The organism is Kribbella sp. CA-293567, assembly GCF_027627575.1.
GTDB lineage: Bacteria > Actinomycetota > Actinomycetes > Propionibacteriales > Kribbellaceae > Kribbella.
This window is the reverse complement of record NZ_CP114065.1, coordinates 5786001-5802309: the sequence shown is the minus strand read 5'-3', so window position 1 is coordinate 5802309 and position 16309 is coordinate 5786001. Positions and strand designations below refer to the sequence as shown.

Annotated in this window: 10 protein-coding genes; 6 read left to right on the top strand and 4 right to left on the bottom strand. The window is 68.2% G+C overall.

Annotated elements, in window-relative coordinates:
• Positions 1-175: 175 nt before the first annotated feature.
• From OX958_RS26775 to OX958_RS26755, 5 genes are read left to right on the top strand one after another with little or no spacing between them, the layout of a single operon-like run.
• Positions 176-1507, top strand: a complete 1332-nt coding sequence (locus OX958_RS26775) for an ABC transporter substrate-binding protein (RefSeq protein ID WP_270132397.1) — start codon at positions 176-178, stop codon at positions 1505-1507.
• On the top strand, positions 1507-2400 hold the full coding sequence (locus tag OX958_RS26770; RefSeq protein ID WP_270132396.1) for a carbohydrate ABC transporter permease: 894 nt from the start codon (positions 1507-1509) through the stop codon (positions 2398-2400). The genes OX958_RS26775 and OX958_RS26770 overlap by 1 nt, the downstream gene beginning before the upstream one ends.
• Positions 2397-3212 (top strand): carbohydrate ABC transporter permease, encoded by an 816-nt coding sequence (locus OX958_RS26765; RefSeq protein ID WP_270132395.1) that lies wholly within the window; start codon positions 2397-2399, stop codon positions 3210-3212. The genes OX958_RS26770 and OX958_RS26765 overlap by 4 nt, the downstream gene beginning before the upstream one ends.
• The gene (locus tag OX958_RS26760; RefSeq protein WP_270132394.1) at positions 3209-5656 is read left to right on the top strand and encodes a glycoside hydrolase family 2 protein; all 2448 of its coding nucleotides are present in this window, start codon (positions 3209-3211) and stop codon (positions 5654-5656) included. Before OX958_RS26765 ends, OX958_RS26760 begins: the two co-directional genes overlap by 4 nt.
• A gap of 9 nt (positions 5657-5665) precedes the next feature.
• Positions 5666-7054 (top strand): glycosyl hydrolase, encoded by a 1389-nt coding sequence (locus tag OX958_RS26755; RefSeq protein WP_270132393.1) that lies wholly within the window; start codon positions 5666-5668, stop codon positions 7052-7054.
• A 75-nt stretch (positions 7055-7129) separates the two neighbouring features.
• Here the strand turns inward: OX958_RS26755 and rocD are convergent, their stop codons facing one another.
• Entirely contained in the window at positions 7130-8332 is a 1203-nt protein-coding gene (gene rocD, locus OX958_RS26750; protein ID WP_270132392.1) for an ornithine--oxo-acid transaminase, read from the bottom strand.
• 265 nt (positions 8333-8597) lie between these two features.
• Between rocD and OX958_RS26745 the strand changes: the two genes are divergently transcribed.
• A complete protein-coding gene (locus tag OX958_RS26745; RefSeq protein WP_270132390.1) occupies positions 8598-11720 on the top strand; it encodes a hypothetical protein in 3123 nt (1040 codons plus the stop codon).
• Here OX958_RS26745 and OX958_RS26740 read toward each other — a convergent pair.
• The 3 genes from OX958_RS26740 to OX958_RS26730 are packed head-to-tail and all read right to left on the bottom strand — an operon-like array spanning position 11717 to position 16301.
• Positions 11717-13903, bottom strand: coding sequence for a glycoside hydrolase family 31 protein (locus OX958_RS26740; RefSeq protein WP_270132389.1), 2187 nt, complete (start codon positions 13901-13903; stop codon positions 11717-11719). The two genes, OX958_RS26745 and OX958_RS26740, sit on opposite strands and share 4 nt — an antisense overlap.
• Positions 13903-15036 (bottom strand): glycoside hydrolase family 15 protein, encoded by a 1134-nt coding sequence (locus OX958_RS26735; protein ID WP_270132388.1) that lies wholly within the window; start codon positions 15034-15036, stop codon positions 13903-13905. Before OX958_RS26735 ends, OX958_RS26740 begins: the two co-directional genes overlap by 1 nt.
• A gap of 8 nt (positions 15037-15044) precedes the next feature.
• Entirely contained in the window at positions 15045-16301 is a 1257-nt protein-coding gene (locus tag OX958_RS26730) for an ABC transporter substrate-binding protein (protein ID WP_270132386.1), read from the bottom strand.
• Positions 16302-16309 lie beyond the last annotated feature (8 nt).

Genomic DNA, 16309 nt, shown 5'->3' with positions numbered 1-16309 from the left:
CTCTGTGCCGCCGCAAATCTATCAAGGCCCGGCGGTTCTGCTTTAACGATCTATAAAACTCGACCAAGCCTGTCGTTCAATACGCCCAGAAACTTTACTAAAACGTTCTATGGACAGCGGTCGAAGTGGCGTCTAGGTTGAGCAGCCATCAGCTCGTCGACGAGGAGAGACGGACATGCGAAAGACACGCTTGCTGGCTGCGGGGATCGCCCTGGTGATGGCCCCCGTGATGGCACTGACCGCTTGTGGCGGCGGGAGCGACAGCGGGACCGAGGATGCCGGGGTGGTGGAGGTCCCGGCCGATCCGGCCGCGGTGACCGGATCGATCACGGTGCTGACCAATCGCACCGACCAAGTGCAGGACGGGACCACGAAGGCGTACGCGGCGGAGTTCGGCAAGCTGTATCCGCAGGTGAAGGTCGAGTTCCAGGGCATCACCGACTACGAGGGCGACGTCAAGATCCGGATGAACAGCGAGGACTACGGCGACGTGCTGGCGATTCCGGGGTCGGTCCCGACCGGCGAGTACCCGACCTTCTTCGCCGCGCTGGGAACGACGGACGAGCTGGCGAAGAAGTTCGACTTCACCGAGCGCGGTGCCGTCGACGGCAAGGTCTACGGCCTGGCCAACATCGGGGTGGCGAACGGCTTCGTCTACAACAAGGCGGTCTGGAAACAGGCCGGGATCACCGAGTGGCCCAGGACGCCGGCGGAGTTCCTGGAGGCGCTGAAGGCGATCAAGGCCAGGACCGGCGCGACGGCGTACTACACCAACTACAAGGACGCCTGGCCGTTGACCAACTGGGGCAACGCGGTCGGTTCCCCGAGCTGCGACGGGAGTGCCGGCGACAAGCTGGCGAGCACCAAGGAGCCGTGGGCGCCGGGGCAGGACCTCAACGTCGCGGACACGCTGCTGTACGACATCGTGCGTGGCGGGCTGTCCGAACCGGACCCGAACACCACCAACTGGGAGAACTCCAAGAACCTGATCGGCACCGGCAAGGTTGCCACCATGTGGCTCGGCTCGTGGGCCGTGGTCCAGATGCAGGAGGCGGCGAAGAAGGCCGGCAGGAGCCCGGACGACATCGGCTTCATGCCGTTCCCGGCCCAGGTCGACGGCAAGTGGTGCACCGCGGTACGGCCCGACTACCAGTACGCCGTCAACGTGCACAGCAAGAACAAGCCGGCCGCCCGCGCCTGGATCGACTGGTTCATCACCAGGTCCGGTGACGCGCAGAAAGCCAAGTCGTTGTCCGCGGTCAAGGGTGCGCCGCTGCCCGCGACCCTGCAGCCGTTCCAGGACGCGGGCGTGCGGTTCGTCAACATGACGTTCGCCGACAACGCGAAGGTGGCCGACATCGATCAGGCCTCCGAGGTCGGCCTCAGCGCACCGGAGTACCGCCAGCGGATCGTCGACGTGGCCCGCGGCGCCGCCAAGGGCGATCTGGCCGGCATCTTCGGTGATCTCAACCAGAAGTGGTCCGAAGCACAGAGCACCATCGGCTGATGCGGGCGACCCGTAGCGCCGGCCGAGCGCCGGCCCGCCGGCGCTGGTACACGCCCTGGCTGTACCTGCTCGCGCCGATGGCGTTGCTGGTGGTGTTCACCTACGTCCCGGTGGTGAGCATGATCTCCTACAGCTTCACCAGCTGGAACGGTCTCAGCCCGGCCAAGCAGTACGTCGGCCTGGACAACTACGTCGACCTGTTCACCCGGCCGCAGCTGTTCCAGGTGTTCGCGGTCAGCCTGTTCTACCTGGCCGGCGCGGTCGTCCAGATCGCCGTGGCGCTGTACTTCGCGACGATCCTGAGTTTCAGCACCCGGTTCCGGAACCTGTTCAAGGGGATCCTGTTCTTCCCCTACCTGATCAACGGCGTCGCGATCGGGTTCGTGTTCCTGTACTTCTTCCAGCCGGGCGGCACGCTGGACACCGTGCTGCAGCCACTCGGGATCACGCCGCGGAGCTGGCTCGGTGATCCGGCGCTGGTGAACCCTTCGCTGGCGGGAGTGTCGGTCTGGCGGTTCATGGGCCTCAACCTGGTGCTGTTCCTCGGCGCGATCCAGTCGATCCCGCCGCACCTGTACGAGGCGGCGGCGCTGGACGGGGCGAGCCGGTGGCAGCAGTTCCGGCACATCATCGCGCCGGGGATCAAGCCGATCCTCAGCCTGAGCGCGATCCTGGCGGTCTCCGGCGCGCTGGCGGTGTTCGAGATCCCGTTCATCATGACCGGCGGCTCGAACAACAGCGAGACGTTCGTGATCCAGACCATCAAGCTCGCCTTCAACTTCAACAAGGTCGGGCTGGCCTCCGCGGCCGCGGTGGTACTGCTGGCGATCGTGCTGCTGGTGACGATGATCCAGCGCTGGCTGGTTCCCGACGAGAGGGTCGAGATGTCATGACCCGGCTGCTCAAGTACGGATCGTTGCTGCTGGCAAGCGCTGTGGTGGTGGTACCGCTGCTGGCGATCTTCCTGACCTCCTTGCGCACCGAGCAGGAGATGGCGGCCAACAGCAGTCCGCTGGCGCTGCCGGAGAACTGGTTCAACCTGGACAACTACCTGACCGCCTTCACCCAGGGCCACATGCTGCGAGCGTTGTGGAACACGTCGTTCATCCTGTTCTTCGCGCTGATCGGCACGGTGTTCATCGGATCCATGACGGCGTACGCCGTGGACCGGCACCGGTTCCGCGGCAAGAAGATCGTGATGGCGCTGTTCCTGATCGCGGCGCTGGTGCCGGGCGTGACGACCCAGGTCGCCACCTACCAGGTCGTCGACGGGCTGGGCGTGATGGGCAGCCGGTGGGCGCCGATCCTGCTCTACATGGGCACCGACATCGTGTCGATCTACATCTTCCTGCAGTTCATCCGGTCGATCCCGATCGCGCTGGACGAGGCCGCAAGGATCGACGGCGCGGGATCGCTGACCATCTACTGGCGGGTCATCCTGCCGTTGCTGCGGCCCGCGATCGCGACCGTGGTGATCGTGAAGGGAGTCGCCATCTACAACGACTTCTACATCCCGTTCCTCTACATGCCCTCGGAGGGACTAGGCACGGTCTCGACGTCCCTGTTCCGGTTCAAGGGGCCGTTCGGAGCGCACTGGGAGGTGATCTCGGCGGGTGCTGCCCTGGTGATTGTGCCGACACTCGTCGTCTTCCTGGCGCTGCAACGCTTCATCTACAACGGATTCGCGGCGGGAGCCACCAAGTGAAGAAACAGATCACACCACTGGACTCGGAGTGGACCGTCTGGCTGGCCGGCGGTTCGGTCCCCGCCGAGGCCGCCCGGCTCCGGGACCTGATCGTGCCCGCGCAGGTTCCCGGCTGCTGTCACCAGGACCTGCTGGCTGCCGGACACATCCCCGACCCGTACGTCGATCGCAATGAACTGGAGGTCGCCTGGATCGGCCGGGCCGACTGGCGCTACGACACCACCGTGCCCGCGATCCCGGTCGAGTGCGAGCGGATCGACCTGGTCTTCGAAGGACTCGACACGGTCGCCACCGTAACCCTGGACGGAGCCGAGATCGGCAGCACCCGGAACATGCACCGGACGTACCGCTTCGACGTCACCAGGCGGGTGGCGACCGGCTCCCATCTGTCGGTGCTGTTCACCTCGGCCTACACGGAGGCCGAGGCGGTCAAGGCCGAGTTGGGCGAGCGGCCGAACGCCTACCCCGAACCCTTCAACTACCTCCGGAAGATGGCCTGCAGCTTCGGCTGGGACTGGGGCCCGACCTTGGTGACGGCAGGGATCTGGCGTCCGGTCCGGCTGGAAGGCTGGAGTACTGCGCGGCTGGCCGCCGTCCGGCCGCTGGTCACCGTTGTCGACGGCATCGGACGGGTCCAGGTGCACCTCGACGTCGAGAGAACCGTGGCGGGACAGAGCAAGGAACTGCAGGCCACCCTCCAGGTGGGAGGAGAGATCTTGGAGGTGCAGCTACCGGCGGGCGCCCAGACGGCGGTAGTGGAGTTGGAGATGCCGGACGTGGCGTTGTGGTGGCCACGCGGCTACGGCGAGCAGAACCTGTACGAGTGCAAGGTGACTCTTACGGATGCTGATGCCGAGCTGGACACCTGGCAGCGGCGGATCGGCTTTCGTAGCCTGAAGCTGGACCGGTCGGCCGACCAGCACGGCACCGCGTTCGGGTTCGAGCTCAACGGGGTGGCGACGTTCGCGCGGGGCGTCAACTGGATCCCCGACGACGTACTGCCGGCCAGGGTCGGTGCCGAGCGCTACCGTCACCGACTGACCCAGGCCGCGGAGGCGGGGGTCAATCTGGTCCGGGTGTGGGGCGGCGGCATCTACGAGGACGACGCCTTCTACGACCTGTGCGACGAGCTCGGCCTGATGGTCTGGCAGGACTTCCTGTTCGCCTGCGCGGCGTACCCGGAGGAGGAGCCGCTGGCCGGTGAGGTGGAGGCCGAGGCGCGCGACAACGTCGTACGGCTGATGTCCCATCCGAGTCTGGTGCTGTGGAACGGCAACAACGAGAACCTCTGGGGGTTTCGTGACTGGGACTGGGAGGAACCACTGGCCGGCCGGACGTGGGGCGAGGGCTACTACGTCGACCTGTTGCCGCGCGTCGTCGCCGAACTCGACCCCACTCGCCCGTACTGCGCCGGCAGCCCTTGGTCCGGCTCCTGGGACCACCATCCCAACGACCCGGCGCACGGCCCGTCCCATTTCTGGGAGGTGTGGAACCGCCGCGACTACACCGACTACCTCAACGACGTCCCGCGGTTCGCGGCCGAGTTCGGCTGGCAGGCTCCGGCCGCCTACACGACGCTGCGGGCAGCGCTGCCCGGCCAGGAACTCTCCGCCGACTCGCCCGGCATGCGTCACCACCAACGCGCCGAGGACGGTCTCGGCAAGCTCGACCGGGGCCTGGCACACCACTTCCGGCCTCCCGAGAACTTCGATCGCTGGCACTACCTGACCCAGGTCAACCAGGCCCGCGCGATCGCGACTGCCGTCGGGCACTGGCGATCCCACTGGCCGGTCTGCGCAGGCACCGTCCTGTGGCAGCTCAACGACTGCTGGCCGGTCACGTCCTGGTCGGCGATCGACGGCGCCGGCCGCCCCAAACCCCTGTACTACGAGCTTCGCCGCCTGTACGCCGATCGACTGCTCACCCTCCAGGTCCGCGACGGAGTCCGCTGTGTTGCCGTGGACAACCAATCGGGCCAGGAGTGGACCGGCGTCACCTCGGTACGCCGGATGCTGGCCGACGGCGGCGTCCTGGCCGAAGACGTGCTGCCGTTCGCGGTACCGGCGTACTCCGTGGCTCTGTTGCCGCTGTCCGACGAGGTGAGCAGCTTCAAGGACACCGGACGGGAGCTCCTCGTGGCCGACGCCGGCGACCTGCGCGACGTCGTACTCGGCTCGGAGGACCGCGAGTTCTGCTATCCACCGGCCGACCTGCTGCTCGCCGTCGAGCCCGCGCCCGGCGGTCTCGTCGTGACGATCACGGCGCGGACCTTCGTGCGGGATCTCCTCGTCCAGGCCGACCGGCTCGCGCCGGAGGCCCAGGCCGACCGGGGGCTCGTCACCCTTCTGCCCGGCGAGAGCTGTGCGGTCGGTATCACCGGCCTCGATCCGGCCGGCCTCGATCCAGCGCTGCTCCGTGCAGCGGTGTTCTGTATCAACCCCTAGGAGGAAAAGGTGTACTTCCGCCCCAAAGTCGTCGCCGCCCTGGCCGTACTGGCCCTGGTGCCGCTCGGCACACCCCAGGCGCAGGCGTTTCCGGCCACTCCCAAACAGACCGTCCTCAACTACCTGAAGTCGATCACCGGTCAGGGCATCGTGTCCGGCCAGCACAACAAGGAACCGGCCGCCCAGCCGGCGCAGTACACCCAGCAGGTCAAGGACGTCACCGGCCTGTACCCCGGGCTGTGGGGCGGGGACATGATGTTCCGCGCGGACGACGTCGACAACCGGCAGCGCGTGATCGACCAGGCCAGGACCGAGTGGAACAACGGATCCCTGGTAGCACTGACCTGGCACGCCTGCTCCCCGACGGTGGCGCGCACCTGTGAGTTCGAGGGTGGCGTGAAGCGGCAGATCACGCCCGATCAGTTCCGTGAGATCGTCACCGGCGGCACCACCTTGAACAACGTCTGGCGGAGCCGGATGGCGGAGGTCGTTCCCTACCTGCGCCAGCTCAAGGACGCCAGGATCCCAGTGCTGTGGCGGCCGTTCCACGAGATGAACGAGAGCTGGAACTGGTGGGGCAACCAGCCGGGCGCCAACGGTGGCGCGAAGATCTACCAGCAGATGAAGGACTACTTCGACAGCCAGGGTCTGGACAACCTGATCTGGGTCTGGAACGTGCAGGACAACCCGGCCGGTGGCTGGGCGAACTACTACCCGGGTGCAGGCTACGTCGACGTCGTCTCGCTGGACGTCTGGTACAAGGGACTGCCCAGCGCGAGCGACTACCAGCAGTTGCAGAACATCGCCGGTACCAAGCCGATCGCGCTCGCCGAGCTGGGCAAGGTACCCACCGCCTCGCTGCTCGGCAGCCAGCCACGCTGGTCCTACTTCATGCTCTGGTCGGAGCAGTTGCGCGGCAGCAACACCGACGCGGAGATCCGTACGGCGTACGCCCTGCCCCGGGTCCTGAACCAGGGTGAGGTCGTCCTGCCCGGCGGATCGAACCCGCCGCAGTCCCGGACCGGGCAGATCACCGGAGTCGGCGGCAAGTGCGTCGACGTCGCGGGGGCGAGCACGGCCAACGGCACCGCGGTCCAGTTGTGGGACTGCAACGGCGGTACCGCGCAGCGCTGGACCGTCGGGACCGACAACACGATCCGTGCCCTGGGCAAGTGTCTCGATGTGACCAGCGGCGGAACCGCCAACGGCACCAGGATCCAGCTCTGGGACTGCAACGGCAGCGGGGCCCAGCAGTGGCAGCGGACCGGCTCCCAGCTGCGTAATCCGCAGTCCGGCCGCAACCTCGACGCCCCTGGTGGAAACACTGCCAACGGCACCCGGCTGCAGATCTGGGACGCCAACGCCAACCCCTGGCAGCAGTGGACGTTGCCGAGCTGAGCAACTGACTCAGCTCGACCTGCACGAGTGGGGTGCCATCGCCGACTTGACGCCCGGCGATGGCACCCGGCCCGATCAGCCGGCCAGTGCCTTGAGCGACAGCGCGAGACGGTCGGTCATCCAGTCGAGGTCGTCGGTGGTGATCACCAGCGGCGGTGACAGCCGGATGGTCGAGCCGTGCGTGTCCTTCGCCAGTACGCCGTGCTGCGCGAGTTGCTCGCACAACGCGCGGCCCGATCCGAGCGCGGGGTCGAGGTCGAGTCCGGCCCACAGGCCGTGCACTCGCAGTCCGGCGAGGCCATGCGCCTGCAGCGGCTCCAGCCGGTCGCGTAGTTCCTGCTCCATCGCCAATGCGTGCGCCTGCAGTTCACCCGGTTCGAGCAGCTTGACCACGGCCCGACCGATCGCCACCGCGAGCGGGTTGCCGCCGAACGTGCTGCCGTGCGTGCCCGGGGTGATGACATCCATCACCGCGCGGTCGGCGACGACAGCCGACAGCGGCATGATTCCGCCGCCGAGCGCCTTGCCGAGCACGTACACATCCGGTACGACGCCTGCCCGCGCGCTGGCGAAGGTGGCGCCGGCCCGGCCCAGCCCGGACTGGATCTCGTCGGCCATCATCAGCACCTGGTTCCTGCTGCAGAGCTCGCGCACCGCGGCCAGGTAGCCGGCCGGCGGTACGACGACACCTGCCTCGCCCTGGACCGGCTCGACCAGGACGGCGACGGTGGTCTCGTCGATCGCGGCCTCCAGCGCGGCGGCGTCGCCGTACGGGACGGAACGGAAGCCGGGGGTGTAGGGGCCGTAGTTGTCGTGCGCCTCGGCGTCACCGGAGAAGCTGATGATGCTGATGGTCCGGCCGTGGAAGTTGCCGTCAGCAACGATGATGGTGGCCTGGCCGTCCGGGACGCCCTTGACCAGGTAGCCCCAGCGGCGAGCCAGCTTGAGTGCCGTCTCGACCGCTTCGGCGCCGGAGTTCATCGGCAGCACGGCGTCCTTGCCCGACAGTGCGGCGAGCTCGGCACAGAACGGGCCGAGCTGGTCGTGGTGGAAGGCGCGGCTGGTGAGCGTGACGCGGCCGAGCTGCTCGGTCGCGGCGGCGATCAGTGCCGGGTGCCGGTGGCCGAAGTTGAGCGCGGAGTAGCCGGCCAGGCAGTCCAGGTAGCGCCGGCCCGAGGTGTCGGTGACCCAGACGCCTTCCGCGGTCGCCACCGTGACCGGCAGCGGGTGGTAGTTGTGCGCGCCATAGGTCTCTTCCAGCACGATCGGATCGGTCACGGATACGCCTTTCGGTCACGAAGCTCGGTCCGGCCGAGCTTAGAGGGCCGCCGCGCGGCTGCGGTGGCCGAGGTGCAGATTGTCCGACATTCGGGCAATCAGACTGGCTGAGGGAGGCGAGGCCAGGCCCCGGGCTCGACCTCGCGTGGGTCGCCGACTTGCCAGGAAGGCTGATCCGAACGGCGCCGAACTCTTGTCGGACGCAGCGGAGTGTGCAGCAATGTGACTGGGAGTAGTGGATCTGTGGCCGGGGGGCGAGTGGGCGATGGTGGGGGATACGGCGGCAACCGAAACGGCGGTGACCGACGAGGCGACCAGCGACGCGCTGGGAGCCGGCGTAGTGGTGGCCGAGGCCGCGCCGACGGAAGCGGGCGGCCCGGCGCCTGCCGACTTTCGCTGGGTGGGGGCGATGCTGGCCGCGCTGATGGCGGTCGGGCTGGCGATGAACGAGGTCAGCTTGCTGGCGGCGGGGTTCCTGGCCGAGGGCGGCTCGTCGTGGTCCTTCAGCGGAATGAGCGGACCGCTCGCCGCTCAGGAGTACGGCGGCTGGCACGCGAAGCTGACCGGCGAGCAACTCGCCGACTGGCTGCCGCTGCTCACGATCTTCCTGATCCTCGACTTCGTCTTCATCGCGCTCTACGTCCCGGCCCTGCGGCGGTTCGTCCCGACGACGCCGGTCCTGCTGCTGGCAGGGCTCGACGTGGTCGAAAATCTCGGCACCCACCTGCTCGGCCGGCAGCGGTGTGGCGGCGGTGACTGTGTGGCCCACTCCCAGGTGATCGGCCTCACGGTGGTCACCATGCTGAAGTGGGTGGCGTTCGCCTCCGTCCTCGTGCTCCTGTTCAGCTACCACTGGCCGACGATCAAGGCCGCCGTACCGCGAATCCGTCGCGCTCTGTGGATCCAGCGCTTCAGCATGCTCGCCTTCCTGCCGCTGGCGCTGCTGACGGTTGTGCCGGGCACCGATGTGCTCGACCAACTGCCGGACGTGCAACGGCGATGGCTCGACGACGGCACCGGCATCTGGCACGCGATCGCCGCCGCGCTTCTGTACTACGCCGTGCTGCTGCCCGTGGTCTTCCTGCTGGGCAGGATCCGGAGCGACTGGGCTGTGCGCCGAGTGCGTGGCGACAGCTACGGCTGGCCGTTCTACGCCAGCGACGGCGAGCCACGCCGCCAGAACCTCAAGCTCTGGCTGGTCGGCCCGGTCCTGATGCCGCTGGTCGCTTTGCTGATCGCCGTCTCCGGTCAGGGGGAGGTCTTCAAACGGCGGCTGTTCGTCTTCTGCCTGATCCCCTTGCTGGTCCTCGGCCTGTCGCGGCTCCTACGCGGCAAGCCGGACGTGCAGCCGAAGGAGCTGCGCAAGGTCGGGCCGTGGTTCCCGCGAGACGTGATGATCGCCGGCGACATGCTTGCAGTGACCGCGGTCTCCCTGGGTGGTCTGGGCATGGTTCGGGCGTTCACCGGTCTCGCCGCCGGTGACGCGGTCGGGCTGTTCGACTCGTCGTACGTCGTGCATCCGACCATCGCAGTGCTGATCGGTGTCGCCCTCGGGGTCGGCGTGTGGCTCGCTTCCTGGCCGGTGCTGACGGCGATCCAGCGGTGGGGGCGGCCGGAAGCCACCGGGCTGCTCGGCTGGTACGGCCACCTCGCCAGTCCTGGCGTCAACCGCGACGGGCAGACCACGGTGGTCACGCCGCCTCGGAGCAAAGTGCGGGCCGGGTTCGTCCTCGGCGCGAGTGCCGGGATCCTGCTGCTGGGGTCCTTCCCGCGGCGGATCGCCGAAGTGCTCGGCGTACTGGGAGCGACGATGCTCGCGTTGACCACCTTGGTGGTGCTGGCCGGAGTCGTGGTGGCCTATGCCCAGGAGCGTCAGCCGCCGGAGATCTTCCAGACCAGCCGGCTGCGGCTGCGCGCGACGCCCGTTATCGGGTTGCTGCTGCTCGCGATGCTGCTGACGAGCTTGATCGGTGACAAGACCGAGGTCCATCCGTTGACGGCCGGCCCCGCGCCCGCGCTGCCCGATCGGCCGCAACTGCGAGAGGCGTTCGATGCCTGGGAAGCTCAGGCGACGCGGTGCACTGTCCCGTTGGACGGTGGACTCAGCCTGCGGCCGATGATCATGGTCGCCGCGGAGGGCGGCGGTATCCGGGCGACGTACTGGACTACTTCCGCCCTGCAGAGGATCAGTACTGCGGGCAACGGGTGTGCGAAGCACTCGGTGCTGTTCTCGGGTGGTGCCAGTGGCGGAGCTTTCGGCCTGACCCTGGCCCGCTTCACCGATGAGCCGCTCGCGGCCGTCAAGGCGATCGCGGGACACGAGGCGCTCGGCGCGGCGACGATCTCGACGCTGTCGAGCGATCTGCTGGCCAGCGTCGCCGGGCTGCGGTTCGACGCGGCAGCGGAGTACCGGACGCCTGCGCGACAGCCGCTCGATCGGGCCGGGCTGATGGAGACGGCTTGGGAGCGTCAGGTGCCCGCCCTACGTACGTTGTTCCTGCCGGCGGATGGCAAGGCCGAGAACGCGATGACCGGGCAACTGATTCTGACCACGACAGCGGTGCGCGACGGGTGCCGCGCGCTGGTGAGCCAAGTCGATCTGAGCGAAGGAGCCCGCGCGGCGGACGGCTCGCCGGTGTGTGGCGCCGGAGTCGCGGGAGCGCACAACTACGACCTCTTCGGTGCCTTCGGATGCTCGGGCAACGTGCCGGCATTGACCGCGGGTTTGCTGGCCAGTCGCTTCCCGTATGTGACGCCGTCAGGTGTGGTCGACCGCTGTGGTGACTTGAAGGCGGCGCAATTGGTCGACGGAGGCTACACCGACAACACCGGGGTCGGCACGATCGTGGACCTCGCGCCGCTCTGGGGGCCTGCTGTCCGCGAGCACAACGACAAGGTCCTTGCCGCAGGCACCGGTGAGGTGTTGGTGCCGTTGGTCGTCTACATCGAGAACGGCACCGGCAAGGACTACAGCGTGGGCAACGACGATCCGGTCGACGGCATCGGCAACACCTTCACGCCCGGGACGAACCTGCCTGCTGTTCCCGAGTTGTTGGTGCCGCCGCTGACAAAGCTGGTCAGCGCCAAGGAGGACGGCACCAACGACCGGGCCCTGCTCCGGGAGGCTCGGGCGGCCGCGGTCGGCCAGCTGTGCTCGACCTCCACAGCCTGCGCCGAACTTCGCGGCAAGCTACCCAACCCCGTCTACGTCATCAGTCAGAGCACCCAGCCGTCGCTGTCCGCACCGCTCGGCTGGACGCTGTCCCGCTCGAGCCAGCACGACCTCGACAACGATCTGCTGCTGCAGGCCGACAAGCAGTGCGCGCCGGATTGCCGTGGCTACGGGACCCTGCACGACCTGCTTGCCGCCCTTGGTCAAGGGACCTAGCTGAACATCGGAGCCAGGTCGGGCCAGCGCTCGGCCTTGCAGTAGACGGGCACCAGGTCGAGGGGCACGTCGCGAGTGACCAGACCGTTGGCGACCGGCTGCCCCGTCCACGCGTCGACCCAGTCACCTGCCGGGAGGTACGTCGTCCAGGTACTGGCGGCAGGTTCGAGGACCGGGTTGATCAACAGGTCGTTGCCGAGCAGGTACTGATGGGGGTGGTTCCAGATCTCCTCGTCGGCCGGGTGGTCGAAGAAGAGCGGCCGCATGAGGGGCCGGTCGGTGGAGATCGTCAGGGCGGCCTGCTCGGTCAGGTAGGGGACCAGGCGCTCGCGCAGTTCGGCGTACCGGCGGAAGAGGGGGACGACCCGTTCGTCTCCGGTGGTCTCGGCGACGTGCCAGGGAGTCCGGTCGCGCAGCGGAAGCTGGTGATGGTTGAACTCCGAGTGGTACTGCATGATCGGCATGAAGACCGAGGCCGCGGCCGCGCGAAGGTAGAGCTCGGCGTCCGGGACCGGCCCGGAGAAGCCGGCCAGATCCCAGCCCCAGTAGACGATCCCGCAGGACGCGGCGGTCAGACCGGCCGTCACCGACGCGCGAAACGCCTCCCAGGTGGAGTCCTCGTCACCGGCCCAGAAGATGCCGTGCGCCTGCGAACCGGTGAAGCCGGCCCGCGAGAAGGTGACCGGTGCCTTGCCCACGCTGCGAAGCAGATCGCCGAAGGCCCGCGCGTAGTGGACGGGGAAGAGGTTGTTGCCCTCGGCCCCTCGCTTGCCGTCGGCGTACTGGAGGTCGTGGCCCCAGGCGTGCTCGCCGCCGTCGGTCTTGAAGCCGTCCACGTCGAGCTCGTCGACCAGATACCGCCGCTTCTCGGTCCACCAGTCCCGGGTGCGCTGGGTGGACAGGTCGGGCATCAGCGCCTGCGGGAACCACCAGCCGCGATTGTGGTACGCCGTACCGTCGGCCTCCAGTACCGCGTGGCCGTCGCGGACCATCGCCTCGGCATCGGCCGCGACCTGCCCGGTGGCGAACTCCGTCTTCTGCAGCGGGATCTGCCACAGGATCACCTTGATGCCGCGTGCGTGGAGCTCGTCGATCATCGCCTTCGGATCCGGCCAGGCGCCGTCGGCTCTGTACTCGAAGTCGTCGGCCGCATGAGCGCTGCCGCCGGCGGTCACCTCGTACCGGGCGTCCCGCCAGATCGTGATGCCCTCCTCGTCGCTCCAGGCCTCGATCACGATCGCGCCGACCGGGATGGCGAGATCGCGATGCGCGTCCATCCGCGCCATCACCAGCTCCTGCGTGTTCCACTCGTTGCCCGAAGCCCATAACCGGAAGACCCACGACGGCAGCTCCTCCGCCCGGCCGGCCTCGTCCAGGAACTGCTTCAGTACGTCGTTCGCCGAGCCTTCGTAGATGCCGAGGTCGACCACCGCTTCGTCGCCGAGAGCCACCTCCACGACCAGCCGGTCGCCCTCCGACGAGTACCACGTCCGCCGCGAGGTCCTGACGTGGAAGCCCCAGCCGGCGCCACCGGTCACGTGCGCGAACGGCATCGGCAGGTAGGTCCGGCCGTGCGCGCCCTGCGACTTGTACTGCTCGAACACCACGGCGTCGAGCTTCTTCCCGCGTTGGTCCAGGGCGTCGTACCGCTCGCCGAACCCGACCAGCTTCTCGCCCTCGGCCAGCGGCAGCACGAACCGCGCCCGGTGCACACCGGCGGCCGAAACCAACCATTCGACCTCCCGGACGCGCTCGCCGCCACCCCGGACCTCACCGTGGCCGGCGACCCAAGCGGCAGGGGCGACCTCGAACCAGTCCGTCGACTCCACCGCGTCGAGTTCAGCGGTGCCCGCGTCGCCGCGGTACGAGTGGAAGCGGTACTTCACCGGCTCGGTGAGCGGCGGGGTCACCACCGACCAACCGCCGTCACCGCCCAGCGCGGTCGCCTGTGCCTCCGCGAGGTGGCCCTCGCCTCCTGCCAACGCCGCGGCATCGGCGGCATTCGTCTCGGCAGGGGACAGGACCAGTTCGGTCGAACCCCACTCGCAGACGACGCGGGTCACGTCCGGTGAGACGACGACACCTAACCGCACCTGCTGGCCGGTCAGCGGCTGGACCGGGATGCGCTGGTCGGGAGAGGTCGCATACGGGTGTTCGATGCCGTACGGCCGGTGGGTGAGCATCAAGCGTCCTTGGTGATGAGGCCGAGTTCGTCGGCGAGGATCAGGTACATGCCGTGGGACCACAGCAGTGGGCTGGCGACCGTGCCCCAACGGGCGATCCACTCCTTACGGGCACCGGGGTGAAGCAGGTGGTGGGGCACCTGCTCGGGAAGATCCCCGTGCTCGTCCACCTGGTCGGCGATCCACCGCAGGCTCCGTAGCGCGCCGGCCGTGTCACCGGCTGCCGCCAGGTTCCAGCCCAGCAGAGCCGACAGCAGGATCCACTGGCCGCCTCCGTAGAACACGTCGGCCGTGAAGCGGTGCACCCCGCCGTCGTGGTCCAGATCCTTGGCGACCGCCGCCCGGGTCATCGCCGCCAGCGAGTCGCCGGGATCGACCAACCCGAACGGCACGATACAAGCAGGCAACGAGCCGTCCACCGCCGAGCTGCCGAGCCACTTGACCAGGTGCCCGTCCACGATGCCTTCCGCTGTCACCAGCGAGCGGATGCTGGCGGCAACCTTCAGCGCCGCCGCCGACCAAGGTGCCGACCGCAGCGCCTCACAGGTGCCGACGGCAACCAGCCCGCCGTGGATCGCGCCGAGCGTCGACACGTGCCGATGCTCGACGTGCTCCTCCCACCAGTCGTAACAGGGCCGGTCCCAGAACGCGACCAGGTAGTCGACCGCGACGTCGATCCCCTCCCGCCACTGCGACAGGTCGAGCCCGTGCCGTGCGGCGTGCGTGACCACTGCCCACAGCCACATCCCGTAGCCGTCGGTCTGGAAGTCCCACCACGGATCCGACCCGTTCTCGCCGTCGAAGGTGAACCGCGTCGGCAGCATCGCCTCGTTCGACGGCACCTCACCCCGGGCCAGCGCCGCCCGCAACTCGTCCACCTGCCCGCGCCGGCGACGCAGTACGCCGTCGACCCAGTCGTGGTACCGCCCGGCCGAGGCGACGTCGCCGTACCGCGAGATGCCTTCGGCGGTGAACGATCCGTCGCGCAGCCACGCGTACCCCTGGTACGCCGAGAAGGTCGGCGAGGCGGGATAGGCACCACCGGTGTGCTGGTGCTCGGTGATCACGGCGTGGCTGTGCTCGGCCAGCGCGCGCAGCCGGGTGAGTTCCTGCAGGTCCAGGGCGGAGCTCATCTCGTCCTTCACTTCTTCAGCAGGGCGTTGACCTTGGTCTGGGCATCGGCGAGCGCCTTCTCGACCGGCTTGCGGCCGGCGGCAGCGGCGGTCAGCTCAGCGGTGACCAGGTCCTGCATCTCCTGCTGACGCTCGATCACCGGCGGCAGCACGGTCTCCTCCAGCGCGGTGAAGACGGCCTTGCGGTTGGCGGGCTTCTGCTGGTCCAGGTACGGCGCGAGCTTGGCTTCGTCACCGACCGGCGGCAGCTCCCAGGAACTGGCGAGCCGGGTCTTGGTGGTCTCGTCGGACGAAGCCAGGAAGGTGATCCACTTCTGCGCGGCCTCGGCGTTCTTGGTGGCGGCCGAGACGACCAGACCGTTCACGAACATCGCCGACGCCTTCTTGGTGTTGCCCGGCTCGACCACGACGTCCCAGTCGAACGGCGCGTCGGCCATCGCGCTGAACATCCAGATCCCGGTGTGCCACATCGCGAGCTTGCCGGACTTGAACAGCTTCGAGTCGAAGTCGGGCGTCCCGGCGCCGTCGGCCTCGGTCGGCATCGACTTGCCGACCTTCTCGACCAGGAACTTCGCTGCCTCGACGCCCTGCGGGGAGTTGAAGGTGGCCTCGGACCGGTCCGCGTTCAGGAACTCGCCGCCGTTCTGCGCGAGCACCTTGTAGAACTCGTTGTACGAGACCGGCTGGAAGTCGCCCCAAACCTTCGCACCCTTGTCGGTCAGCTTGGCCGCGGCGGCCTGCTCGTCCTTCCAGGTCCACGCGTCGGTCGGCTCGGCCACGCCGGCCTTCTTGAACAGCGCCTTGTTGTAGAACAGCACGACGTTGGAGAACGACTCCGGTACGCCGTACTGCTTGCCGCCGTCGTTGAAGGCCTCGACCAGCGACTTCTTGTAGACGCCGGTGTCGACGTCCTTCAGCTCGGCCAGCGAGCCGTTCTTCGCGTACGTCACGAAGTTCTCGTAGTTCAGCTCGAACGCGTCGGCCGCGGTGCCACCGGCCACCGAGGTCTGCAGCTTGGTGAAGTAGTCCGCGTAGGGCACGGTCTCCACCTGGACGGTGATGTTCGGGTTGGCGGTCTGGAAGGCGTTGACGATCGCCGTCAAGTCCTTCTCGTGACCGTCGTTGGAGGAGAAGTTCATGTAGCGCACGACGGACTTGCCCTCCGGCGCGGCGGCTTCCTTGGTGGCCGAACCCTGCCCGCAGGCGGTCAGCGTGAGGGCGAGCGCGGCGGTCAGTCCGAGGCCCACGGTCTTGAGATGGCGCATGGCGGTCT